Origin of the sequence: Microcoleus sp. AT3-D2, from assembly GCF_036705715.1 — a bacterium.
GTDB lineage: Bacteria > Cyanobacteriota > Cyanobacteriia > Cyanobacteriales > Microcoleaceae > Microcoleus.
Map to the genome: position 1 here is coordinate 18,038 of NZ_JAUBVE010000056.1, position 23,428 is coordinate 41,465.

Here is a 23,428-nt window from a genome sequence, read left to right on the forward strand (position 1 = left end):
TGATAATTGCTATATTATAAACATAAATTAATTCTCGGGCTAGCTTTATGATCGATTGGCTTGTGATCTGGGGAGTGACGCAAGGAGTTGGCATTCTCGTTCAACCCATCTTAGAAGACTTGATCAAAGACGGCGCGAAGGATTTTGCTAAAGATTTTTTTAAAGATTCCCTGAAAAACGTCTTATTAGGCGAAAAAGACCCCCGAAAAGTCGCAGCGGGTAAAGCGATCAAAAAGTTTTTGGACTTGGTGGAACAGCAGTTGAAAATTGGCGGACTTTCCTCAGAGCAAAGAAAGCTGTATATTAAAGATGTTAAACAGTTTATCAATAACAAGTCGGTTAAGGAAATTTTGGGCAAGGCTTTTGAGAGCGATCGCGAATCTCTCGATGCAGAACTTCTCGAACAAACCTGGACTCAACTAGATTTAACTCCTTTACCAGCAAGATTTAAGTGGCAAACCATCGCCAATCAGTATCTCGCAGAAGTTCAAGAAATTCTCTTTGACTCAAAAGACTTGCGCGATATCTTGACGGCTCAAAATCTGGATAGCATTCAGAAAAATACTCAAGAAACGGCGGGGATTATCCCCGAATTTGACTTGAGGCAATATCAAGAAGCTCTGTGCGAGCGTTACAGCAATCTCAATTTAAGCAGCGTCGATCCCAATACCTACGATTATCGGGAAAAGCTGAAAGTTTGGCAAATCTTTATTTTCCAAGATGTGCGATCGATTTACGAATCCTTTCTGCCCCAAGCTTACGAAATTCCTAAAGAACATCAACGGCGGCTGCAAGACAGCAATCAATTAGACGCGATCGATCTAGAAAATTTAGAGAAATATCGGCGCGGTTATTTTTCTCAGCCGATCGTCTCCGTGTTAGATGTTATCAATGACAAGCAAAAGTATCCCTACATTGTAATTTTAGGCGATCCGGGTTCGGGCAAGTCTACTCTGTTACAATATTTAGCATTAAACTGGGCGCGATCGCCCTTAAATAGCGTGACATCTCAGCCGATTCCGCTGCTAATAGAATTGCGGACTTACATTCGCAGCGGGGAATCAGGACATTGCAAGAATTTCCTCGAATTTTTTCATCAAAGTCCGGGTTCAATTTGTCACTTGAATCAGCATCAATTGCAGGAACAGCTTAAAGCAGGCGACGCTGTGGTGATGTTCGACGGGTTAGATGAAATTTTCGATACCGGGAAACGAGAAGATGTAATTACGGCGATTCATCGGTTTACCAATGAGTATCCGCGCGTGCGAGTGATTGTCACGTCTCGGATTATTGGTTACAAACCTCAACGGTTGCAAGATGCAGAGTTTCATCACTTTATTCTCCAAGATTTGAATGCGGAACAAATTCAGGATTTTGTTCACCGCTGGCATGAATTAACTTTTACTGATGCTGTGGAAAAAGCGCGAATTCGCGATCGCATGGAAAGAGCACTGGAGTATTCCTCAACAATTCGAGATTTAGCAGGAAATCCGTTATTGTTGACGATTATGGCGATTTTAAATCGCAGTCAAGAATTGCCGAGAGACAGGGCGGAACTTTACAATCAAGCTTCGCGGGTATTGCTGTATCAATGGGATGTGGAAAGGTCTTTAGTAGAGGATAGCAGGCTCGATCCGAAAACTCTTGATGCTAAAGATAAGCAAGAAATGCTGCGGCGAGTCGCTTACAAAATGCAAGCAGCACCTGAAGGGTTGGCTGGCAATATTATTAGTGCGGGAGATTTGGAGAATACCCTGACAGCATATCTGAAGAATAAAGATTTCTATCGACCGAAAGAGCGGGCAAGGTTGATAATTAACCAACTGCGAACTCGCAACTTTATTTTATGTTTTTTGGGTGCGGATACTTATGGGTTTGTGCATCGAACTTTTTTGGAATATTTCTGTGCATCGGAGGTGGTGGAAAGGTTTCAGAAGACACAAGAAATTTCACTGGAGGAGCTGAAAACCGATGTTTTTGGCAAGCACTGGGATGATGAATCTTGGCAGGAAGTTTTGTGCTTGATTGCGGGATTGATTGCTGGAAAGTTTACAGGGAAATTGATTGAGTTTTTGATTGAACAGGATGGGGAAGCCAAAAACTTTAGCAATCTGTTTTTGGCAGCGAAGTGTTTCAATGAGGTGAGGGATAGAAAAGAGATTGCTGGGGTTGAGAGTCAATTGCTTGAACGCTTACAAGAGTTAACGAAGTGTCCTGTCAGCAAGTATAGCATAGGTTTTCATGTAAATGACGCAGAAATTAAACTGATTGGGGACATTCATACTCAAGCAGTAAGTGCGATCGCCTACACTTGGAAAGATGACCCGGAAACCTTACCTTGGCTCAAACAACTGGCTCAATGTGAAAATGATTTTTTTGTGCAACAAGCAGCAGTCCGAGAATTAGCAGGGGGGTGGAAAGATGACCCGGAAACCTTACCTTGGCTCAAACAACTGGCTCAATCTGAGGATTATTCGTTTGTGCGATATGCAGCAGTACAAGAATTAGCAGGGGGGTGGAAAGATGACCCGGAAACCTTACCTTGGCTCAAACAACTGGCTCAATCAGACGATAATGGGTATGTGCGACAAGCAGCAGTACAAGAATTAGCAGGGGGGTGGAAAGATGACCCGGAAACCTTACCTTTTCTCAAACAACGGGTTGAATCTGATGATAATCGGGATGTGCGACAAGTAGCACTCCAAGAATTAGCAAGGGGGTGGAAGGATGACCCGGAAACCTTACCTTGGCTCAAACAACGGACTCAATGTGAAAATGATTTTTCTGTGCAACAAGCAGCAGTCCGAGAATTAGCAGGGGGGTGGAAAGATGACCCGGAAACCTTACCTTGGCTCAAACAACTGGCTCAATCAGAAGATAATGGGTATGTGCGACAAGCAGCACTCCAAGAATTAGCAGGGGGGTGGAAAGATGACCCAGAAACTTTACCTTTCCTCAAACACCTGGCTCAATCTGATGGTAATTCGGCTGTACGACGTGCAGCAGTCCGAGAATTAGCAAGGGGGTGGAAAGATGACCCAGAAACCTTACCTTTCCTCAAACCACTGGCTCAATCTGATAATGATTGGAATGTGCGATATTCAGCCGTTGAAGAATTAGCACGCGGTTGGAAAGATGAACCAGAAATATTTGAATGGTTGGGCGATATTGCTATCAATTATCCTTTTGAATGCGAGTTCCCCTTCGAGAATCCCAGACAAACAGCACTTGAAATCATGCTCAAGCAATACCCCGATCGCCCAAAAACTTTAGAAATACTTCGCGAGCGATTGGTCAACGATCCCGATGAAGAAGTCCGCCAGTTTGCCCAGGAAAAGTTGACCGAATTAGAGAAGCTGTGATCTAAACAAAAAAAGCAGAAATAAAATATGGCTGTAGCCACTAATATCCTCAAAGGTTATGCAGAAACAGTTGAAGTTTTGGCGACAGCCACACTTCCCACAGCATTATCAACTTTCAACTCTCCGAGGAAGCAAAAGAGCATATCCTCGACCTAATTTATGCCCACAATAATCAAGGCTTGACCCGGGCTGGAAAAAGCAAATTAGATAACTATCTAGTGCTAGAACATCAGATGACTCTCATTAAAGAACTCACAAACACGTCCTTAAAGATTGAGTTTTTTTATATCTCGTCAATTAGCGTCCAAACGATCGCCCTGACCGCCGCCAAAACCGATAAGAAGTGTTAAGTTAGTAGTTAGTTGTGTCGATCGCACAGAAAACAAAATGCCTGAACTACAAACCGATACATACCAAGACCTCGACCCGCAAGTCCTCTCAAAGCCCGTTGTTGTCGGTCTGGAAGAGGTAACAAAAGTTTACGGGATTGGCGACCTGGAAGTTCGCGCCTTAAACGGCGTCAGCTTGACGGTAAGACAAGGAGAATATTGCTCGATTATGGGCGCGTCGGGATCGGGCAAATCTACAGCTATGAATATTATCGGCTGTCTCGATCGACCTACGAGCGGCAGTTACTACTTAGACGGCGTAGATGTCGCCCAAATGCCCGAAGAAGAATTAGCCGGAATTCGCAATTTAAAATTAGGTTTTGTCTTCCAACAATTTCACCTGTTGCCTCAATTGACAGCATTAGAAAATGTCATGTTACCGATGGTTTATGCAGGCATTCCCGCAGCAGAAAGACGCGAACGGGGAGTAGATGCTTTAACGAAAGTAGGGCTGGAAAGTCGGCTGCAAAACAGACCGAATCAACTATCAGGAGGACAGCAGCAGCGGGTTGCGATCGCCAGGGCTATAGTAAACCGTCCCGTGTTGTTGCTGGCTGATGAACCGACTGGTGCATTGGATACAAAAACTACTCAAGAAGTAATGGATATTTTTACAGAATTCAATGAAAGCGGCATGACTGTTGTTATGGTAACGCACGAACCCGAAGTAGCGCGCCAAACTCGCCGCGTTGTCTGGTTCCGCGACGGTCAAGTTATTCACAGCAATCTCAACCCGGAAGAGCTTTCCCACGCGGTATTTTAGTATAATAGTCCGCGAAAAGCGAAAAGAAAATTGGGCGATTGAAATCGCTTCTAGACAAACGAAGTCCGCCTACGCGGACTGAAGAATTAAGAGAGTATTATTTCTATCCAAGAGGGCTTTAGCTATTAGACAGGGGTTTTCAACCCCTGGCGGACTAATAGACAAAACGGCAGATATCTGCTTAATGAAAAGCACTGGGAAAAGCTTCCCAAACTCGATCGACAAAATCTCTAAGTTGCCGAGATGCGATCGCACCATCCTTTTTCTCAGAGTCCAGAGACTGCAACTGAGTCAACAGCGAAATTACCTCAGTATCTAAAGCCGCCCGAAACAAGCTCAGCGGCCAAAGCAAATCAGCACCATCCCGCAAGTCGGATAAAGTGTATTCTTCCGACCATTGCTCCGATAAATCCTTCCCTGACAGTAATACAACTAACATTAAAGGGCGCACCCAACAAATTTGACGTGCCTCAACCACTTGGATAACCTCTGAATGCAGGCACGCATCTCCACATTCTAAACTGACAATTTGACCCGGCTTAAAGTTCAAAGCACAATCCATTAATGCTCACACTTAATACAGACATAACAAAGCAGCCAAATAAGTGCTGCATCTCTCCACAGCACCGGAAAAAATTATATCATAATTCCTTCTTCCTTCTTACTTCTTCCTTCTTCCTGACATCCGTTACATCCGTTACATCCGTTACATCCGTTGCCGAACTTCCTTCTTCTTCTCAACTTTCATCAAGATTTTTAAGAGCCTTTTCGAGCTGGGCAGTCAACAATGGTGCTTCTTTTTTACCGCCGCCATTGGCATAATCCGCCACGCAAATCGGAGAACCGATCGCAATTTTTACGTGAGCACCCCATTGAGGAATGCGCGGGCGATAGCGGATGCTCATCGGTACAATTTTCACCCCCAAACCCGGTTTGCTCAACTCTGCTTGAATTGCCAAACGCGCCAATCCAGGCTTAATCGGGTGAACTTCGCCATCCTGAAAAATGCCGCCTTCGGGAAAAATCACCAACATTTCCTTGTCGAGGAGTAGTTCCACCCCATAACGGAGACTGCCGATTGCCGGATGCTTGAGATCCACAGCAAACCCCCCCAAATGTCTGATGAACCAACCTTGCAGTCCTTTGACCTCATCAGCAGTTACCATAAACCGCAAATCGCGTCCAGTCACCTTCTGTCCAGTTGAATAGGGCATCATCAGGGCATCCCACCGGGAGCGGTGCGTAGGGGCTAAGATGACAGGCCCATCTTTCGGCAAGTGATCCTGTCCGGTTACCTCAATCTTGCCAAAATGAAACGGTAGGACAACATAGTGACCTAGCGGATAGAGCAAGGAGGTTAACCAAGGAGAAACGCGAGAGGTATTAGATGCTACCTTGGCAGGCATTGGCTTCACTAGAGATGATTTACTGGACTCAACGGCGATCGTGGCGGTGTGGGGCATAGCAATTAAGCTGCTTTATCGAGATCTAAAGTCTAAAGTAAGGTGTTGGCCAAATCTTTAGTTTTTAGATCGGGACACTTTTGCTATTGGCCTTGTGCCGATCAAGCGATCGCGCCCGCAAGAGATAATCTCTAACAGGTAAAACCTCCGCCAACCGGACAGCACTAATGTAGAGCAGTCGGCCGCCTCGAAAGCTGGAGCGGGCAATTACGGATCTATTATTTCAGTTAAAGGTCAATTTCGATTAAACATCGCCCCGAAGAAAGTAAAAAATTTTACCTGTTAATTTTTCCGCCGCGCTTCAAACCAAGAAAGCAACTGATCGCGGCAAACAGACTCCATAATACCGCCGAGCACCTCTAAGCGGTGACACGAATGCGCGCTATCTGGAATATTAGCCGCAGTCCGAATCGTGCCAGTTTTCGGGTCATCTGCTCCGTATACCAGCAGCCCAATCCGAGCTTGGACGATCGCACCCGCGCACATCGGGCAAGGCTCCAGCGTTACGTAGAGCGTACATTGGTTAAGATGCCAGTCTTGCAAAACTTGGCCGGCCGCCCGCAAAGCCAAGATTTCAGCGTGAGCAGTCGGATCGCAATCTCGCTCTCGCCGATTTTGCGCTTGGGCAATCAATTTGCCAGTACCGTCAACAATTGCAGCACCCACGGGTACTTCACCAGCATCACCGGCTGCTTGTGCCAGTTCCACAGCCCTAGTCATCCAGCGTTTGTGAATAAAATAAGTAGTATCACTAATAGACAACTGCTCAGCTTTACAATTCACGTCATACCTAAGTAACAGAAAAACTTAAGATCGATAAATCAAGTTACATTACAGCTTAATCGAGAGTCTTTAATTATGGACACCACTACGATTACCACTGAAATTGTTGAGCTGTTGTGCCGCATTAGTCGGCAAAAGCTGCGCGAACAAGATATCACTCCTTTGGTAGTGTTTCTAACGGCTCTGATTTCCATCTTGCGCGGAGTGATGATTATTGACAGGACGATCGCAGTTGAAGAAGAAGAACGGCTGCAAAAGACTCTCAAAGCCTTTGCCAGTGGCGACCGCGATCGGGTAGAACTAATTCAGCGCCTTGTCAAAGGAATCTCCAAACAGCAGGTTTACTTCAACCCCACGGAATTGCTAACCCTGACAGCTTTGTTCTCAGAATCAGAAAAGTTGTTGCTCATCGGTTCCGGCTACGAAATGTCAGCCGCAGACGGACACATCGATATGCGGGAGCAAATGTACTTACAGTCGATCGCCAATCGGCTCGGCCTCGACTCCAGACACATTGCAGTCATAGACACTTTATTTACTAAAGAAGGAACCCTCGACTCAGAAGCTTTTAGCGAAGTTCAAGCTTTACTCGATCCCAGCCAATTCGAGTCCCGCGATCCCGTATTTGGCAAAGCAGCAAAGCACTTGCTGAGTATTTTAGTCCGCAAATAATCCAGCCCATATAAATTTTGGGCCAGTAAAAGTAGTGAGAGAGGATTTCGAGGATTTGACGCTGTTTCCAATTGAGATGGGAATTGGGCGCTCTTACCCTCAAAAACCGGGTTGTTTAACCCCTACCAAGAGCGCTGCGCGGCGTATGTTGCTCAAAAACCTGGTTTCTGCCTAAGTCCCGCTTTATTTTTTTTGCAACAGTCGATCGACCCTTGTATCCCATTGAACCGAATGCCTCTAAAATCTAAAAGCGACTTGTCGCTGCCTTGATTGACTCAGCTCAATCTCAAATCTCACATTGATTGATTATGCAAATTGAATGGCAAACCGCCAAAACCTACGAAGACATTCTCTATCACAAAAGTGGTGGCACCGCCAAAATTACCATCAATCGACCTCACAAACGGAACGCTTTCCGTCCCAAAACCGTGCTGGAACTGTGCGATGCCTTTACTGATGCCCGCGAAGACACAAAAATCGGCGTTGTCCTTTTCACCGGTGCGGGGCCTCATACAGACGGCAAATACGCCTTTTGCGCCGGCGGCGACCAAAGCGTGCGGGGTTCGGCGGGATATGTAGACGAAGGTGGCATACCCCGGTTGAACGTGCTCGACTTGCAGAAGTTAATTCGATCGATGCCCAAAGTTGTAATTGCTTTAGTTGCAGGCTACGCAATTGGAGGGGGTCATGTTCTGCACTTAATTTGCGACTTGACGATCGCTGCTGACAATGCTATTTTCGGACAGACCGGCCCCAAAGTCGGCAGTTTCGACGGTGGTTTCGGAGCTAGCTATCTCGCCAGAGTCGTCGGCCAGAAAAAAGCCAGAGAAATTTGGTTTTTGTGTCGCCAGTACAGCGCGCAGCAAGCCCTAGAAATGGGTTTAGTCAACTGCGTCGTCCCCGTCGAACAACTAGAACTAGAAGGGATTCAGTGGGCTGCGGAAATTCTCGAAAAAAGTCCGATCGCGATTCGTTGTTTGAAATCAGCTTTTAATGCCGACTGCGACGGTCAAGCCGGTTTGCAAGAACTGGCGGGAAATGCCACTTTGCTGTACTATATGACGCAGGAAGGCGCCGAAGGCAAACAAGCCTTTTTAGAAAAACGGCAACCTGATTTTAGTCAATATCCTTGGCTGCCATAGCTGGATGGATAAATCAGTTTTTTTGTTCGCTCATATTAAAGTAGATGCTGCTAATTTTTCGGAGTTAGTAAAGCCCTATGCACCCGATCGTCCAAAAGTGTGACTATTGATACCAGTTCCGAAAAAGAATGAAACTGCTTTGTCAGATCCAAACCATGATAATGATCAGTGATTTCCCAATCGAAAATCGAAAATGGTATGAGCAGCAGGGCCGCCGACGAACTAGACCGAGACTGCTGCTGCCGATTTTTCGGTTAACGTTGTGCCTGTAAGCTGGCAGGCATTGCGCTCGGAAAGAGTGACGGCGGCATCCTGCAGCGTCAGAGTCGATTCTTGCCACATTCCAATTTCTTCTATGTTTTCCCAAGATGATTTAAAAGGCGAAACCGCTAAAGCACAAGCTTTCCAGTGACTTTGAACCGGGCCGCCTAGTAAAGCGCAAACACCCCCGCGTCTGCCTTCAGGGGTATAGTGACGGCAGTGACCACAAGCTGAAGTTAAAGGTGAAGTTAATGAGGTTTGCATAAAAGTTCTTAGGGAAATCATTTTCATCTCTAATTCTCCTTTGTAGAGCTAGCAGGTTTTAGAGCATCCCAACCTTTATGCTGTCTGGGTTGTAGCGATCCCCGAAGCATAATTAAATTTTATAATTTATTTATAATCTCGTTATATATAGAAACAATTAGCTCGGTGCTTGCTCATTGTATAGGTAAAAACAAAGGTGAAAAGTTTATAAAGCCGTTAGGGATCAAGAAAAAGTACAAATGCCCAACGAGTATGAGAGCTTACAAATAAGCGGTAGCCGAGAATACAAAAATTGGCTGAGAGTGTCGGTAAGCACCCTCCAGGAAACAGCAACAATTAAGTCTGCGAATGAAAATGAAAAATAGCTGCGGGCGATCGACAGCAGGCGATCGGGCCCCTGTTGCATTGACGCCAAAAGTATCTAATCATAAAATAGGCAAGTTTTCAAGCTTCTTATTTATACCTACCTACCAAAATTTTGGGGTGAGAGCCTCGCCCATAAGCGGGCGACTTTAATTGGTCCTAAGAAATCCTTAGACGATTTGTAGACTTGCTGTATACTAAGTCAAGGATGTGAAGCAAGTGTTTAATTTGACGTTTGAATTTAAGTTGAAGCCCACAGCGACACAAATAGCAGTTTTTGAAGATTGGCTAGAACAGTGCCACAAGGTGTACAACTATGCCCTAAGAGAACGCAAAGACTGGTACAACTCACGCAAATGTCAGATCAACTCTTGCTCCATTGGCTCCGACTATATTATTCCTGCTGAGGTGCCTAGACCGACATATTCAAGTCAGTGCAAGGCTTTAACGGCATACAGGAAGACCAGCCCCGCATTGCAGCGAGTCAACGCTCAGGTGTTGCAACAAACGCTGCGGAGATTGGAAAAAGCTTTCGTCAGTATGTGGGAGCAAAATCACGGGTTTCCTCGGTTCAAAAAACAGGGGGCTTTGAGGTCTTTGAGTTTCCCACAGTTGGGTGCAACTTTCCATCAAGGCAACCGCTTTAAATTGCCTGTAATTGGCTCGATAAAATTTTTTCAGTCGCGTCCCATCCCCCAGGGCGCAATCGTCAAACAAGCTCGCGTCGTTAGACGGTCTAGTGGCTGGTATATAATGTTGACTTTGCAATGGGATGTCTCAATTCCCGATATCATTCCTCACGGCAATCCCGTAGGAATTGATGTAGGGTTGACTAATTTGATTGCAACTTCTAACGGGCTTTTAATTAAAAGAACGAGGTTTCTTGCTGACGCAGAACGCAAGCTTAAATTGCTGCAACAGCGCGTTACTAGAAAAAAAATCGGGTCAAATAATTGGAAACAGGCTCAAAAAAAAGTCGCTTTGCTGCATGAATACGTGGCAAACTGCCGAAAAGATTGGCATCGCAAGTTGTCACATCAAATCTGTGATGACGCGGGTATGGTGTTTGTCGAAGACCTTAATCTGGTCGGACTGGAAGCGGGGATGTTAGGTAAGCACTGCTTAGATGCTGGGTTTGGGCAATTCTTCAACATATTGGAGCAAACTTGCTTTAAGCGCGGTGTGTATTTCCAGAAAGTAGATGCTAAAAAGACTAGCCAAATCTGTCCCAATTGCCTTAACGAAACAGGCAAAAAAGAGTTATCACAAGGAACTCACTCGTGTCACAATTGCGGCTATACAACCGACAGAGATGTCGCAGCCGCACAAGTAGTTCTCAAGCGAGGACTTGCAGCCGTAGGGCATACGGTCAAGATGCTTGCCTGCAAGTAAATTCATTGGAATCCCTGCGAAGCAAGAATCCCCACGCCTTTAGGCCCGGGAGTGTCAAAATCAAAACATTAAAATTAATTCAGAGGCGGTAGGAGTTTTGCTAATGAGTAAGCGTTCTTCGGTTGAATCCCCAAATCATCAATCCTCTTCAACCCCAATCAACCCTGCTTTGCAAGCAGTCCTGGGGAGTCTAGATGTAAACCTAGAAGCAGAACTGACAACATACAGAAGGCACAGGCGGCGGGCCGAACAGTGGGTGTCGCCCTCAGTTCGTACTGGCAAGCAAACAGCCACAACCGAGCAACAGCTAGCCCAAAATTTGGCGCCTGAGACTGCGGAAGAAACCCAGCAGCCGCTATCACTGCCCCTATCCCTTGCCGGCACTCAGGGCGATGCCCCGCTAGCAACTACCAGGGGTGGCACAAAATTATCTAGCAGTGCCTTCGCACCCAACAATTATCTCGAATCAAGCGAAAAACTGATCGAAAGTTTGGACGAGTCAAAAGCTGAAACTACGGTAGAACGCAGTTTAGCCGCCAGTTTGTTAACTCCCTTGGGGCTGAGTTCGATGCTGCTGTTTTTGCTATCGTGCACAGCTTTGGGCTACGCAGTCATGTACCCGTCAAATCTAGTTAAGATGGCCGGCCTGAACCGTTTGCTCGATCGCACCTCACCCTCTCCCAGCGACAGTCCCGCCTCTACATCCACCTCAGCTACCAGCACCAAGGAACTACCGAAAGCACCAAATCTGGTATCCAAGGAATTTGTCGAGCTAGATTTGAGCACTCTCAGCAATGTTAAGCCGACAGTCAGCCCGATTCCTTCCCCGTCACCAAAAGCATCAATCCCGCCAACTCCGCCAGCGCCTCCTGGCCCCAGCGGGGCTGTGCCGATTCCTACAGAAGACGGCAACCCGCCCAGAGGTAGGGAACAAGGACTCAACAATCTGAGTACGGCTTTGCTTCCCACTCCCAGCCCCAGCGCCGCGCAGCCTGTGCCGGCACTGCCGACACTGCCTCCAACACCCTCCCCAGCCCAGCCAGCAGCCGCATCCCCAGCAGCCGCATCCCCAGCAGCCGCATCCCCGCTGGGAAGGCCTGCACGGGCGGCCGACGGTTTCTATTACGTTGTCACCGATTACACCGACGAAAAATCGCTGCAGCAAGCCAGAACCGTAGTTCCCGATGCCTACGTGCGAAACTTCTCAAAGGGTGTCAAGATCCAAATGGGGGCTTTGAGCGATGCTGCCTCAGCAGAACGTTTGGCGAAAGAACTCCAAGAAAAAGGAATGAAGCCACAATACTATCAACCATAAATTAGTTAAAGGGTGAAAAACTTTAACTAAACTGTTAGACAAAGCTAGACAATGAGGAATGTTTTGTCTAACACAAAATTGGTTTTGTAATTGTCAATTCCTAGTCCTAAATCTAAAATTTAATAAAATCGGGAGACGGGCAAAATGGGATTATTCGATCGCCTATGGCGAGTGATTCGAGCAAATATTAACAGTTTGGTCGGGGCTGCCGAAGACCCAGAAAAAATTCTGGAACAGGCTGTAATGGATATGCAGGAAGATTTAGTGCAGCTCAGACAAGCTGTGGCAGGAGCGATTGCAGCTCAAAAACGCACTGAACGCCAGTGTTCCCAAGCTGAGTCTACAGCAGCAGAATGGCATCAGCGGGCGCAGCTAGCTTTACAAAAAGGCGAGGAAAATTTGGCGCGGGAAGCTCTGACGCGCAAGAAATCTTATCAAGAAACGGCAACGGCGATGAAAGCCAGTCTCGGACAACAGAACGCTGTTGTGACTAAACTTAAAGAAAATATGCGGGCGCTCGAAAGTAAAATTTCCGAGGCAAAATCTAAAAAAGATATGTACATTGCCCGAGCTCGATCGGCCGCATCGTCGGAAAGGCTTCAAGAAATGATGGGCAATCTCAGTACCGGCAGCACTTTGAGCGCCTTTGAACGGATGGAAGAGAAAGTCATGCAGCTAGAAGCTCGCTCCGAAGCAATTGCAGAACTCGGAACTAATGATTTAGAAAAGAAGTTTCTCTCTCTCGAAGGTGCCGACGATGTGGATAACGAGTTGGCGGCGATGAAAGCACAAATGCTTCCGGGCAACAATACACCCAAATTGCCGTCGAGCGAGCCGCCCGCATCCTGAACCCCAGGCAACAGAACAAGAGTCGGGACGAGCAAAAACTTCTCAACAGCCTAGCTAGAGATGGCTCGAAGCCTGTTGGGGAATTCCCGGATCGAAGTTAAACTCAATAGATATGTGCATGAATAAGCTTGCCTGCATCACATTACTCGATCGCTTTAAACTGGATTTATCTGTCTGCAAAAATTGCCAAAAACTAAATCGCACTAAAAATCTGACAAGAGTGAATTTCACAACTGCGGGCTAGGGCTATCAAGCCTGCTTTCCGCCTACTTCGTACACCTCACCCAGGAAAAATAGCATTATGGGATTATTTGACCGCATTAGCCGAGTCGTCAAAGCCAATCTTAACGATCTGGTCAACAAAGCTGAAGACCCGGAAAAGATTTTAGAACAGTCTGTTACAGATATGCAGGAAGACTTGGTGCAGTTGCGTCAGGCCGTTGCCAGCGCGATCGCCACTCAAAAGCGTACCCAGACTCAGTACAATCAAGCTGAATCTCAGTCTAACCAGTGGCAGCAGCGCGCTCAGCTAGCCCTGCAAAAAGGAGACGAGACTTTGGCCAGGGAAGCGCTAGTTCGCAAAAAGTCTCACGCGGAAACGGCGGCTACGCTGAAAGCCAGCCTGGATCAGCAATCGGCTCAGGTGGAAAGTCTCAAGCGCAATTTAATCGGTTTGGAGAGCAAAATTTCCGAAGCTAAGACTAAGAAGGATATGCTCAAGGCGAGGATATCCGCTGCCAAGGCTCAGGAACAGCTCAACAATACCATTGGCACATTGAATACTGGCAGTTCAATGGCAGCTTTCGATCGCATGGAAGAAAAAGTTTTGCAAATTGAAGCTCGCGCGGGAGCTTCGGCAGAACTGGCCGCCGGCGGCAGCAATTTAGAGGAACAGTTCCGCTTGCTCGAAAGTGGCGGTGATGTTGACGATGAGTTGGCTCAGATGAAAGCTCAACTGACCGGGGGATCTGTGTCTCAAGGTCAATTGCCGGCAGCGGGTAAAACGGCAGCAGCCAGTAGCTCGGAGTCGAGCCCGGTGATTGACGCTGAGTTGGAAGAATTGCGATCGCAGCTCAATAAAATGTAGTAATCTCTATCAAAATTTACCTATTTCTGAGATCGCAGGTTTGATAGAATGCTCCGCCGACCTACAGGGCTAGCTTGGGAGGTCGGAGTTTTTTTAGTTATTTTTGAATGCACAAAACATGAGTTTTGTCAACTATCTTTATATTGACTTAATTCCTTAAGTCAATATAAAGTGATAGGGTAATTTTATTCCTTGCAAGATGGCTAGCTTGGGAGGTCAATCGATTTTAGATTTTAGATTTTAGATTTTAGAGGCGACCCCACGGATAAATCCGGGGGCTTGAGGATTTTCGATTTTCGATTTTGGATTGATTCCACGGATAAATCACGTGGCGGGTACCACCTTTGAAATTCGTGGTCATAGTTTTTTCAGTAATTATTTAGTACACAAAAGAGGAGTGCTGTCAACTATCTTTATATTGACTTAAGGAATTAACTCTGTAAAAAGTGATAGAGTAATTTTATTCCTTGCAATTGCGTCGGCCGCGCCCGATCGTAAGTGTAAATAACTATCAAATATTGCTAATCTGTCATGCCCGTGCAATTTTCTAGAGGCTTTTGTAAAATCAAGTTTTTCAAGGCATTAGCACTTGGTTTTTCAATTGCAGCTATTTGCCCCGCACTGCTATCAGCTCTAAGTGTTAGCGAGTCGATGCTTGCTACCGACTCATGGGTGCAATCGCCAATTTTGCAGGATAATTTACTGTCTCAATTCAAACTAAATCAAGAAATAGGAGACGATCGCGATCGGCTTCGTGATTTATACTCAGGTTCAGAATTAGATAGAGGCAATCAAGAGCAAGAAAATAGCATCCCGGAGATCGATCAATTGACCCAAACTGAGGCAGCAGAAACTCTCCCTCAATTGCCGAATCGAGGAGAAAACAGACACGAATTTCCTATTCCCAACCCGCGACGGCCAAATCCGGCTCCCCTCCCGTAACCCGCGCCGCCAGCGCCCTTGCTTTCAGCGGAACAGCTTTTGCCGCCTGCTGTTCCCGCGCCGGCACAGCCTGCAGAATTGCTAAGATTCCGGGTAGGATAAAAGTCGCTCGATTTGAAGTAGTTGGCAGTTGACCTACCGCGAGCCGATCGTGCAAAATCCGAGAAGAGAAATCGCGATCGGTATCGGTACTCGCAGTCGAGAAAGCGATACATCTTGGCTGGGAAAGGATTTTCCCCTGTCGCCGGAAGCAGATAATTCGGGTAGAAATCCGGTTGTGGTGCTGAGGCGGTTTCAGGATTTTACTCAAATGGGAGAGAGATGTCTTGGCGGCGCGATCGCATTTCTGTCAGGGAGTGGCAGCATTTGGTGCTACGGTGAGCAGCAGCAGCCCTGAGAGTCAATTTTTGCACTGGCGGGGTCAATTGCAGTACGTGCGGTTGTTGGCTCCTGAGACGCTGCTGGTGGTGCGATCGGATTTGGCATTGGCTGGGGCAGAGCTTTTGCCGATCCAACAATTCGGTATAGGAGGCTCAGACACATTGCGGGGCTACCGTCAGGATGCAATGCTTGCCGATAGCGGGATTTTTGATTCAGTCGAGTTGCGGTATCCGATGCAAGCGCACCGACGACAAACAATGAGTTTTGCAGGTGACGGCGTTTGTGGATTTTGGCAATGTTTGGAATCCCAGGGAAAGCGCGGTTTTGGGAGCGAATACTTTGCTGTCAGCGGGATTGCGGCTGCGGTGACTGTACGGCGAAAGGTGGAAAGCTCGCGGAGGCTGGGGAATTACTTTGATTGATATTAAGTTGACCAACAGGAGTTTACAAGAGCGCGGGCTGTATTTTTCTGTATAATTCAAACCTTTTTAGGAAAGCAGTCGTTTTGCCCTTGGCGGAACTGAGCAATTCCGCTATATAGTAATAAGTATCATTTGGCACTCCTCTGTAGCTGCCAAGAGTGCATTTTACTGATAATCTTTAAATTAAACTATGTCTAAGGTGCGGTTGCTGCTTTTAAGTTCTTTTGCTTCCGGTTTTGGGCTTTGCTCAATCATTTTGGCGATATTTACGATGACTTCCAGGCTGTCGTTTACGTCTTTTTTTACATTTGTTTTAACTTTGGTGTTTTTTGGAATCAATCTGCTTTTTGCTTTGCATTATTATACCTCGCTTACTAAGCAATTGAGTGTTAAAAATAAAAGGAAAGCGAGAATTTAGCGGTTGTGAAGCACAAGCGGAAAAAGGCATGGAGAGTTATTTATGGAATTTGAATGGAATCCAGACAAAGCGACACTAAATGTTGAGAAGCATGGTGTTTCCTTTCAAGAAGCCACAACCATATTTAATGACCCGCTATCTGTAACTTTTCCCGATCCTCAGCATTCCATCGGAGAAAGCCGGTACATTATCATTGGTATATCCAGGTATGAATTTGCTAGGAGGCCGATCGCACTAAAATGACTGTACAGTCGCACCCGCGTGCCACAGCTTCCGGGATATTCCCGTGAATCACCTGTTTCAGTAGCCCTTCCCGGCTCGCTCCCAAAACGATCGCATCGCACTGATCGTTCTGAGCCAAATCAATTAAAGCATCAGAAACCGATTTAGCGCAAACCGAAGTCGCTATTATCGAACAGCTAACTCGGCGCTTGATAAACTCCGCCGCTTGCTTTAATTCCCCCCGATCGGGTTCTGCAACAGAAGGCTGATGAACCTGACACAATTTAATCTCCGGTACAGCACTCGCAGCCACCAAAGCCGGTAGCAGCCGCAAAGCGGCAGCTTGCTTGTAACTGCCGCGAATAGGTACCAACCAGCGGTGCAAACCCATCAGCGTGTGCAGTCCCAATTCTGGCCCTGGAATGCCTGAATTTGGCGAAGAAAGTTCAGTCTCTGTAGTCGCTGATGAATCTGAGGATCTCGCCAATGCGGGATTATCTGCGCCGTCAAGTTTTTCGGGATTTAACTCCCATTCTATAGACGCATATTTCTGCCCGCTGAAAGTGGCGGAAAACTCATTTTTCTGGCGTGTTGCTAATAGTTTTTCGCTCCACTTTACCAAAATAACCTCGCAGCCTGCTTGCCGAATTACGGTATCCACCACATCGCCAAAAATACGTCCTTTTGTGGAAAATTCGCCTTGCCAGCCCATCAAAATTGAATCGATATGTCGCTCCTTGATTGTCTCCAAAATCGCGTTAGGCACGTCATGAGCTACCCGTATTTGGGTGTGTACTGGCAAGTTCCAATTGCGAACAATTCGCTCGGCTTGTTGCAGCAAACGGCGGCTTTTGGTTGTCCGCACTGCGCTTTCTGAAGGGGAACTGTTGCGCGGTACTAAGATGATTTGCAGGCATTCTAATTCGTAATTGCGATCGCGCGCGATCGCCGCGGCCAGCCGCAGCAAAGCGGGTGCTGTTTGGGGGTTGGAAAGCGGCACTAATAACCGGCCATTTCCGACTTGCGGAGCCCTGGTTTGATAGACAATATAAGAAGGTTCTGGATGCGGGCCCTGGGTTGCTTCTCCGCTGAGGCGATCGGATTCAACTCGGATAATGTCGCTGCGGGTAATAATTCCCACCAAACGACGGCCTTCTATGACTGGCAAACGGCTGATATTGTAGTTGTTGAGCCTGTACAATACCTCACTTAAAGTATCGCTTGCTTTGACTGCGATCGGTTGTACAGTCATAAATTCTTTGAGCAGCGAGTCTCCTGAAAAATTGCGCTCGCTGGCATTTGCCAAATCGGTTTGACTGACAATTCCGACTAATTTGCCATCTTCAACGACTGGAAATCCTCGGTGGTGCGATCGCGAAAATGCCTGCATCACTTCATCGAAAGTCAGCAGACTCGAAAGAGTTTCAACTCGGCGCTGCATCACGTCATCTGCGTGCAAGTCGCTCAAAGTATTGCTGGCAGCTTTTGCCTTTGTCAGTTGAATGCCGTTAAACTCCAAAAGGCGATCGTAAAAAGAGCCACTGTCCACCTTTTCCGCCACCAAATAAGCAACTACAGAACAGATCATCAAAGGCAGCACTAATTTGAAATCCGCCGTAATTTCAAACACAATCACTACCGCAGTAATCGGCGCCCTAGAAACCGCGCAAAAAAACGCTCCCATTCCCGCCAAAGCGTAAGTTACCGGCAAACCGACACCCAGGGAATCTGCCTGCACAATTCCCACCATGTGACCGAGTGCAGAGCCCATAACTAGGGCAGGGGAAAACAATCCTCCCGGAGCTCCCGAAGCAGCGGAAATAATTGTCAGAAAAAAGTGAGCTATAAAGGCAATTAAACTTGTTATGCCGCTTGCTTCGCCTGTCAGCATAAACTCCCGTAAACCCGTATTATCGCGGAAAGTTGCTGGAAGAAAAGCTATTACTGAACCGCAGATTAGACCAGCTAGAGCCATTCGCGCGGGCAAAGCTAGTTTGAGCGATCGCCTGTTAAATTGCAAGCTAGCCATAATCCCTTTGGTGAACAAAGCTCCCAGCCATCCCGCTAAAACTCCTAATAGTATGTAAAACGGGATTTCCTGAGCATCAAAACTGGTTTGGTACGCGCGAAGGTTCAAACTTAAACTATCGCCGCCCAAAAGCTGCGAGACAACTGCACCGATAAATGAAGCGATAATTGCAGTCCCTAAAGTCAACCCCGAAACGTCGTGCAGCAGTTCTTCAACTACAAACAAAACTCCTGCAATGGGAGCATTGAAACCTGCAGCCAATCCTGCTGCTGCACCGCAAGCAATCAATTGTCGGCGGTAGTCTGGGGAAGTGGGCATCAAGTGACCTATCCAGCCGGCCAAAGATGCTCCAATTTGCACAGTCGGGCCTTGCCTGCCTAAAGTTAAACCGGAACCAACTGCTAAAATAGTGGTCAGAAGTTTGGCTACAGCTACTCGCAAATCTAAGGAAAGATTGACTCCGCCGAGAGCAGCTTTGACGTGAGGAATGCCACTGCCTGCAGTTTCGGGAGCCAAACGCTCAACCAATAAACCTGTCAGCAACCCGCCGGATAAACCGACGGTGGGCAGTAATATCCAAGCTGGGATTAATGTCGAGGTAGCAACTCGCCAACTGCCTAGCCATCCGACTCCCGACTTTAGCAAAACACCAGCCAGTCCGGCAACCAAGCCGATCAGACAAGCTTCAAAAATGGCTAGGCGTTTAGGCCGTAAAAAAAGTTGAGATTTGATTACCCTGGAAGGTTCCCTAAATTGTTTAGGGATAGTTATGTACGGCATAAATAGCGTAGATGGCCTGAGAATTGTCTGCTCGATCGCACTTTAGCAAAAAATCCTTCGATACTTACCTGAAATCTGCTGTAATTCTGATGCTACCGGATTTGATATCAATCTGCGATTTTTTTACCTTATAGCCTCCACCAGTGTTTTCAAATCCGGCACTTCTAAATCAGGCTGGCCGCTGGCCGGCAGTGTTGCCCCAAATCCTCTTTTTTCGTGTCTGCGATTTACCCAAATCTATCTCGCGACTTGACAGCAATTGTCTCAAGACTAGCAGTATTCCCCTTTCCCAATCTATCAGAGTGTCATAGCAGTCAAAACTCACTACTTAAAATTGATTAAAATTCTAGCATAGTTCTCTCTTAGTTTAGGGTTGATATTCCGCAAAAATTTCAATTTTCCCCACAATGTTTTGATTAAATTGAGCCAATTCTTCTGCCGGAATCCAATATTCTTGGTGAATCGAACTGCCCACATTTTGAACCGGATATTTTTTTAAGAATTCTGCCGCCACCCGAAAGCGCGTGACATAGCCGAAATATCCCGATGCTGCATCTCTTGTATTCCAATCTCTCGCGATTTGTATGGCATAGGCTTTATGAATTACGGGATAAAAAGTAGGCTGAAAGGATAAGCGTGGCGGAAATGCCAGAAAATCGCTTTCTTTAATCAGTTCCATTTCTTTTTTGCCGACGGCTCGGAACAGCGTGAAAGTCTCTTGATCTGATATATTGATATTTTTAAACCAAGCTTTCCAACCGTCCCAATTGTGAACTATTTTAGCCAATTCAGCGTAACCGGCGGCGCCGGGATGGGAGCCATCGTTTTCGGTAAGTTCTTTTTGCCAAATTTCCGATGTTTGCAGCGGGGTGCAAACATCTAGATAAGGCACGTTTAACTCGCTGCAAACTTGAGAAAACTGTTCGGATAAGTTTGCAATCCGGCTTGTGCGATCGGCATCAATAACTGGCGGCGGCCCTACCATTAATACTGGAAATATTTCTTTGGCTGACGTGAGAATAGAGCGAGCATTTTCAATTGATTTTTCAACTTCTATGCGAATTTTTTCTTTTTCTAGGTAAGTGTCATTGACGCCAAAGGAAAATACTATTCTGCCGTCGTCGTAGTGAGGTAAGCGGCAAGAAACTTCGCTGAACCAGCGAGTTTCTATATCGGCACTGTTTTCTCCCCTTATTCCTAAATTGTAGTAGGTAATATCGTGTCCTTGTCCGCAAGCGGCAGCACAAATCCGTCCTGTCCAACCGAGACATTTGGGATCGCAAGTACCGTTTACAAAAGAATCGCCGATAAAACAAATACGCATATTATGTGTGGGAAGTGGGAATGGGTAAATAGGAAATGGGAATTGGGCATGGGGCATGGGGCATTGGGCATGGGGCATTGGGCATGGGGCATTGGGCATTGGGCATTGGTTATTTTTAATTAGAAAAACTACTAACAAGTAATCACTAACCACTAACTACTAACTACTAACTATTACCGATTACCAATTACCCATGCCCCATGCCCGATTCCTTTAATTCTTGCCGATGACGGACAATCCCTCTACAATTACAGACGGTGTGTGGCAAGAACCGTTCCACTCAGAGTCTCCTCCCAATTCTACTAATTGTTTGAGGACGCTGTAGACGTTGCCAGCTACCATTGTGTCTTTGATTCTGCCGACTATTTGACCTTTTTTGACTCGGTAGCCGAGATCGACGTTTATTGAAAAATCGCCGGAAATTCCAGCACTGCCACCAAGCATTTGATCGACTACAATTCCGTCGTCTAATTTAGCGATTAAATTGATTAGCGAAAGCGAACCTGGTTTAATCAAAACATTGAACAAACTCGGCGTCGGATAGCTGCCTAAACCGGGACGAAATCCGTTGCCGGTGGTGCCGCTGCCCAAGGCTCGACCGGTGGTACGATCGGTATAAAATAGCTGCAACACTCCGCTGTTGATAAAGACGATCGCCCGAGTGGGAGTACCTTCGTCATCAAAGGGACAGCTATAGGGCCCGATATCCGGCTGCTGCGAGAGGGTTACAAGGGGCGATGTCACTTGTTGGCCTAGTCGATCGTTCCAAGGCGAAGCGCCTTCGAGTACCTGTTTGCCGTTCAACGCCGCACAGACAGTCCCCCAAAGCAAATCGGCGGCTTTGGCTGTAAATAGCACCGGCACGCGCCCGGTGGCGGGAGCAACATTATCTTTCGCCCATTCTAAACGCTGCAAAACCCGCTTGGCGCTGGTGTTTAAGTCGAGAGTCCCGCGTTCGGTTTCGCCTTCCCAAATGTTGAGGAAATCTTCGCCCCGCACTAATTCTGCTGATAAGTAACCGCTGAGGGTGGTGTCGGTGTGACTTGAATCCAAGCCTTTGGTGTTCACCAAGCGGGTGCTTTCGATTTCGCAGTCGAGTTCGGCGGTGCAGAGGCTTTCTGGATAGGCTTCCCGGACGATCGCGATCGCCTCTTTGCCCCAGTTTACTAGCTGTTCGGCCGACACTGACACTCCGAGATCGGGATAGACAACTTTCTCACCGGTGCCTAGTTCGATGGTTTCCGGTTCGTTGAGTTGCGAAAGTGCGATCGCCCTGTCCACCAAAATTTGCAGTTCCACCGGCCCGTAGGCCACCGCCAAACCTGGCCGCCCATCCCGCCACAGCCGCAGGGCAATGCCTTCTGCTTGGGCGGTTTCTAGCTGTTTGAGGCGGTTTGCTTCAAAAAAGACCGGCCGTGAGAGCGATTGCGATTCCAATACCTCAGCAGCTTCTGCACCTGCTTTGGTGGCTAGTTCTAACAGTTGTTCTGCTGATTGGTGATTGGTCATTGTTCTCGGTGGTTTGTAATGGGCGATTCGATTTTCGATTTTCGATTTTCGATTAAAGAATTGGCAATAACTTACTGGATAGGGGTTGGGTGCACGGGTCTACATTTAGATTCTTTTGGGAAAACTGGTGTAATTGGCGATAACCAGATTTTACAGTCATTGATCATCAGTCATCAGTTAATAATCTACCGTCATTAGTCTAGAGTTAACAGCTATATTGACTCATAACTAATGACTAATGAATAATTACTAATGACTAATGACTAATGACTAAATAGTTAGTTCGTGCAGCAGCCAAAATCCTGCAAAAGATTCCGATTCAGGATTCGACTGAATTGCTAAGAAATGTACTTTTTTTGCTTGCTTTTTAGCTGCTTCAAATCCTTTTGCTTCTCTCTCAGTTGCTGCGTCTCTGAGATTAGCTAAAATCCAGCGATCATTAGCTCCCGTATCTAATACCAGCCTAGCGGGTGGGCCGCTCTCAAATTTCAGGAAAGCCAACTCTAAACCCGACATCCAACCTGCCAAAGCTGTTGCTCTCGACGAGTAGATAATCAGTCCCGGAATTTGCGTTTCTGGGGCGAGGCGTGTCATCGGCAGTCCGAAAGCTTCGCCAAATCCGATATCCCACTCGGACATTTCGTCAAAAGCTGCGATCGGCAAACTCACAAACGCCCATTTTTCGCCGATTAAAGCATCCGGCAGCGCAACTGGCGTTTCGGGTACAAATTGAACGCTCGGGTTCACAACCGGTTGATAGCCCGGTTCGGCGGGATAAACGTCTTGCATCCGTTCTTCCAGCCACAGGCTAAGGGCGAGGGTGCGGCGGCTGCAGGCGGCGGGAATGTCCAAGTCATCGCAGGCTTTGGTAATCATGTTCGCCATTTGGCGGCGGAAAAAGCGGATTTTTTCGGGGCGTTTCGGTGCTGCGGCGATCGCATCTTTAATTGCACCCGCCAGCCACAGGGAATTCACGGTAGAACTGGAGCAGAATTGTGAGTAGCGAAACAGAGATTCGGCCTTGTCGCCTACATTCAGCGGGCTTTCGCAGATCAACACTTCCCATTTTTTTTTCTCTCGCTCGTCTATGATTGGACGGCTGTAAAAGTCGAGTTCCCAAATAGTAGCCATGCCGCGCTGTTAAAAATTAATCCTTTCTCATGTTACCGGACAGCGGGCAAGTTTCTGATTCTGACCATATAAGGCTGATTTTCAATCGCGGGCGATCGCACTTTCCCAAAGATTGCCACTTTTCCTTGCAGCTTCCCGTGTAATTTTTGGCAGCAGTGCACAACC

23 protein-coding genes are annotated in these 23,428 nt (G+C 47.0%); 13 read left to right on the forward strand and 10 right to left on the reverse strand.

The features are described from left to right. The first annotated feature begins 47 nt into the window (after window positions 1-47). The 3 genes from QUB44_RS21005 (at window position 48) to QUB44_RS21015 (ending at window position 4,514) form a co-directional block, all read left to right on the forward strand. Window positions 48-3,362, forward strand: a complete 3,315-nt coding sequence (locus QUB44_RS21005; RefSeq protein WP_333370448.1) for a HEAT repeat domain-containing protein — start codon at window positions 48-50, stop codon at window positions 3,360-3,362. 27 nt (window positions 3,363-3,389) lie between these two features. Beyond that, the gene (locus QUB44_RS21010) at window positions 3,390-3,518 is read left to right on the forward strand and encodes a hypothetical protein (RefSeq protein ID WP_333370451.1); all 129 of its coding nucleotides are present in this window, start codon (window positions 3,390-3,392) and stop codon (window positions 3,516-3,518) included. Between the two features lie 231 nt (window positions 3,519-3,749). Beyond that, the gene (locus QUB44_RS21015) at window positions 3,750-4,514 is read left to right on the forward strand and encodes an ABC transporter ATP-binding protein (RefSeq protein WP_333370453.1); all 765 of its coding nucleotides are present in this window, start codon (window positions 3,750-3,752) and stop codon (window positions 4,512-4,514) included. A gap of 181 nt (window positions 4,515-4,695) precedes the next feature. Here the strand turns inward: QUB44_RS21015 and QUB44_RS21020 are convergent, their stop codons facing one another. From QUB44_RS21020 to tadA, 3 genes are all read right to left on the reverse strand, one after another. After that, entirely contained in the window at window positions 4,696-5,076 is a 381-nt protein-coding gene (locus tag QUB44_RS21020; RefSeq protein WP_333370455.1) for a hypothetical protein, read from the reverse strand. Window positions 5,077-5,251: 175 nt separating this feature from the next. After that, on the reverse strand, window positions 5,252-5,977 hold the full coding sequence (locus QUB44_RS21025; RefSeq protein WP_333370457.1) for a lysophospholipid acyltransferase family protein: 726 nt from the start codon (window positions 5,975-5,977) through the stop codon (window positions 5,252-5,254). Between the two features lie 282 nt (window positions 5,978-6,259). Beyond that, entirely contained in the window at window positions 6,260-6,760 is a 501-nt protein-coding gene (tadA, locus tag QUB44_RS21030) for a tRNA adenosine(34) deaminase TadA (RefSeq protein ID WP_333370459.1), read from the reverse strand. 75 nt (window positions 6,761-6,835) lie between these two features. On the opposite strand from tadA, the gene QUB44_RS21035 reads away from it, so the two are divergent. Beyond that, window positions 6,836-7,432, forward strand: coding sequence for a TerB family tellurite resistance protein (locus QUB44_RS21035; RefSeq protein WP_333370461.1), 597 nt, complete (start codon window positions 6,836-6,838; stop codon window positions 7,430-7,432). A 308-nt stretch (window positions 7,433-7,740) separates the two neighbouring features. Beyond that, the gene (gene menB, locus QUB44_RS21040) at window positions 7,741-8,574 is read left to right on the forward strand and encodes a 1,4-dihydroxy-2-naphthoyl-CoA synthase (protein WP_190733148.1); all 834 of its coding nucleotides are present in this window, start codon (window positions 7,741-7,743) and stop codon (window positions 8,572-8,574) included. A 222-nt stretch (window positions 8,575-8,796) separates the two neighbouring features. Here menB and QUB44_RS21045 read toward each other — a convergent pair whose 3' ends face one another. Further along, entirely contained in the window at window positions 8,797-9,099 is a 303-nt protein-coding gene (locus QUB44_RS21045) for a hypothetical protein (RefSeq protein ID WP_333370463.1), read from the reverse strand. 573 nt (window positions 9,100-9,672) lie between these two features. Here QUB44_RS21045 and QUB44_RS21050 point away from each other — a divergent pair. The 3 genes from QUB44_RS21050 (at window position 9,673) to QUB44_RS21060 (ending at window position 13,018) form a co-directional block, all read left to right on the forward strand. Further along, on the forward strand, window positions 9,673-10,854 hold the full coding sequence (locus QUB44_RS21050; RefSeq protein WP_333370466.1) for a transposase: 1,182 nt from the start codon (window positions 9,673-9,675) through the stop codon (window positions 10,852-10,854). Between the two features lie 103 nt (window positions 10,855-10,957). Next, a complete protein-coding gene (locus QUB44_RS21055; protein WP_333370468.1) occupies window positions 10,958-12,169 on the forward strand; it encodes an SPOR domain-containing protein in 1,212 nt (403 codons plus the stop codon). Window positions 12,170-12,313: 144 nt separating this feature from the next. After that, window positions 12,314-13,018, forward strand: coding sequence for a PspA/IM30 family protein (locus QUB44_RS21060; protein WP_333167714.1), 705 nt, complete (start codon window positions 12,314-12,316; stop codon window positions 13,016-13,018). 54 nt (window positions 13,019-13,072) lie between these two features. Here the strand turns inward: QUB44_RS21060 and QUB44_RS21065 are convergent, their stop codons facing one another. Next, window positions 13,073-13,249 (reverse strand): hypothetical protein, encoded by a 177-nt coding sequence (locus tag QUB44_RS21065; protein ID WP_333167716.1) that lies wholly within the window; start codon window positions 13,247-13,249, stop codon window positions 13,073-13,075. A gap of 70 nt (window positions 13,250-13,319) precedes the next feature. On the opposite strand from QUB44_RS21065, the gene QUB44_RS21070 reads away from it, so the two are divergent. The 4 genes from QUB44_RS21070 (at window position 13,320) to QUB44_RS21085 (ending at window position 15,850) form a co-directional block, all read left to right on the forward strand. Continuing rightward, complete coding sequence (locus tag QUB44_RS21070) at window positions 13,320-14,105, forward strand: PspA/IM30 family protein (RefSeq protein ID WP_006635936.1); 786 nt, start codon at window positions 13,320-13,322, stop codon at window positions 14,103-14,105. A 531-nt stretch (window positions 14,106-14,636) separates the two neighbouring features. Continuing rightward, window positions 14,637-15,047, forward strand: coding sequence for a hypothetical protein (locus tag QUB44_RS21075; protein WP_333370470.1), 411 nt, complete (start codon window positions 14,637-14,639; stop codon window positions 15,045-15,047). A gap of 130 nt (window positions 15,048-15,177) precedes the next feature. Beyond that, entirely contained in the window at window positions 15,178-15,444 is a 267-nt protein-coding gene (locus QUB44_RS21080) for a hypothetical protein (RefSeq protein ID WP_333167720.1), read from the forward strand. Further along, window positions 15,404-15,850, forward strand: a complete 447-nt coding sequence (locus tag QUB44_RS21085) for a ShlB/FhaC/HecB family hemolysin secretion/activation protein (RefSeq protein ID WP_333370472.1) — start codon at window positions 15,404-15,406, stop codon at window positions 15,848-15,850. Before QUB44_RS21080 ends, QUB44_RS21085 begins: the two co-directional genes overlap by 41 nt. Window positions 15,851-16,033: 183 nt before the next feature. Here QUB44_RS21085 and QUB44_RS21090 read toward each other — a convergent pair whose 3' ends face one another. Then, entirely contained in the window at window positions 16,034-16,189 is a 156-nt protein-coding gene (locus QUB44_RS21090) for a hypothetical protein (protein ID WP_333370474.1), read from the reverse strand. Between the two features lie 121 nt (window positions 16,190-16,310). Here QUB44_RS21090 and QUB44_RS21095 point away from each other — a divergent pair, with 121 nt between their 5' ends. After that, window positions 16,311-16,511, forward strand: a complete 201-nt coding sequence (locus QUB44_RS21095; RefSeq protein WP_333370476.1) for a BrnT family toxin — start codon at window positions 16,311-16,313, stop codon at window positions 16,509-16,511. On the opposite strand, the gene QUB44_RS21100 is transcribed toward QUB44_RS21095, so the two are convergent. From QUB44_RS21100 to QUB44_RS21115, 4 genes are all read right to left on the reverse strand, one after another. Further along, window positions 16,486-19,299, reverse strand: a complete 2,814-nt coding sequence (locus QUB44_RS21100) for a chloride channel protein (protein WP_333370478.1) — start codon at window positions 19,297-19,299, stop codon at window positions 16,486-16,488. The genes QUB44_RS21095 and QUB44_RS21100 overlap by 26 nt on opposite strands. Before the next feature lie 367 nt (window positions 19,300-19,666). Further along, window positions 19,667-20,623, reverse strand: a complete 957-nt coding sequence (locus QUB44_RS21105) for a GDSL-type esterase/lipase family protein (protein ID WP_333370480.1) — start codon at window positions 20,621-20,623, stop codon at window positions 19,667-19,669. Window positions 20,624-20,836: 213 nt separating this feature from the next. Further along, a complete protein-coding gene (locus QUB44_RS21110; protein ID WP_333370482.1) occupies window positions 20,837-22,132 on the reverse strand; it encodes a TldD/PmbA family protein in 1,296 nt (431 codons plus the stop codon). A gap of 270 nt (window positions 22,133-22,402) precedes the next feature. After that, entirely contained in the window at window positions 22,403-23,263 is an 861-nt protein-coding gene (locus tag QUB44_RS21115) for a Tab2/Atab2 family RNA-binding protein (protein WP_333137275.1), read from the reverse strand. Window positions 23,264-23,428 lie beyond the last annotated feature (165 nt).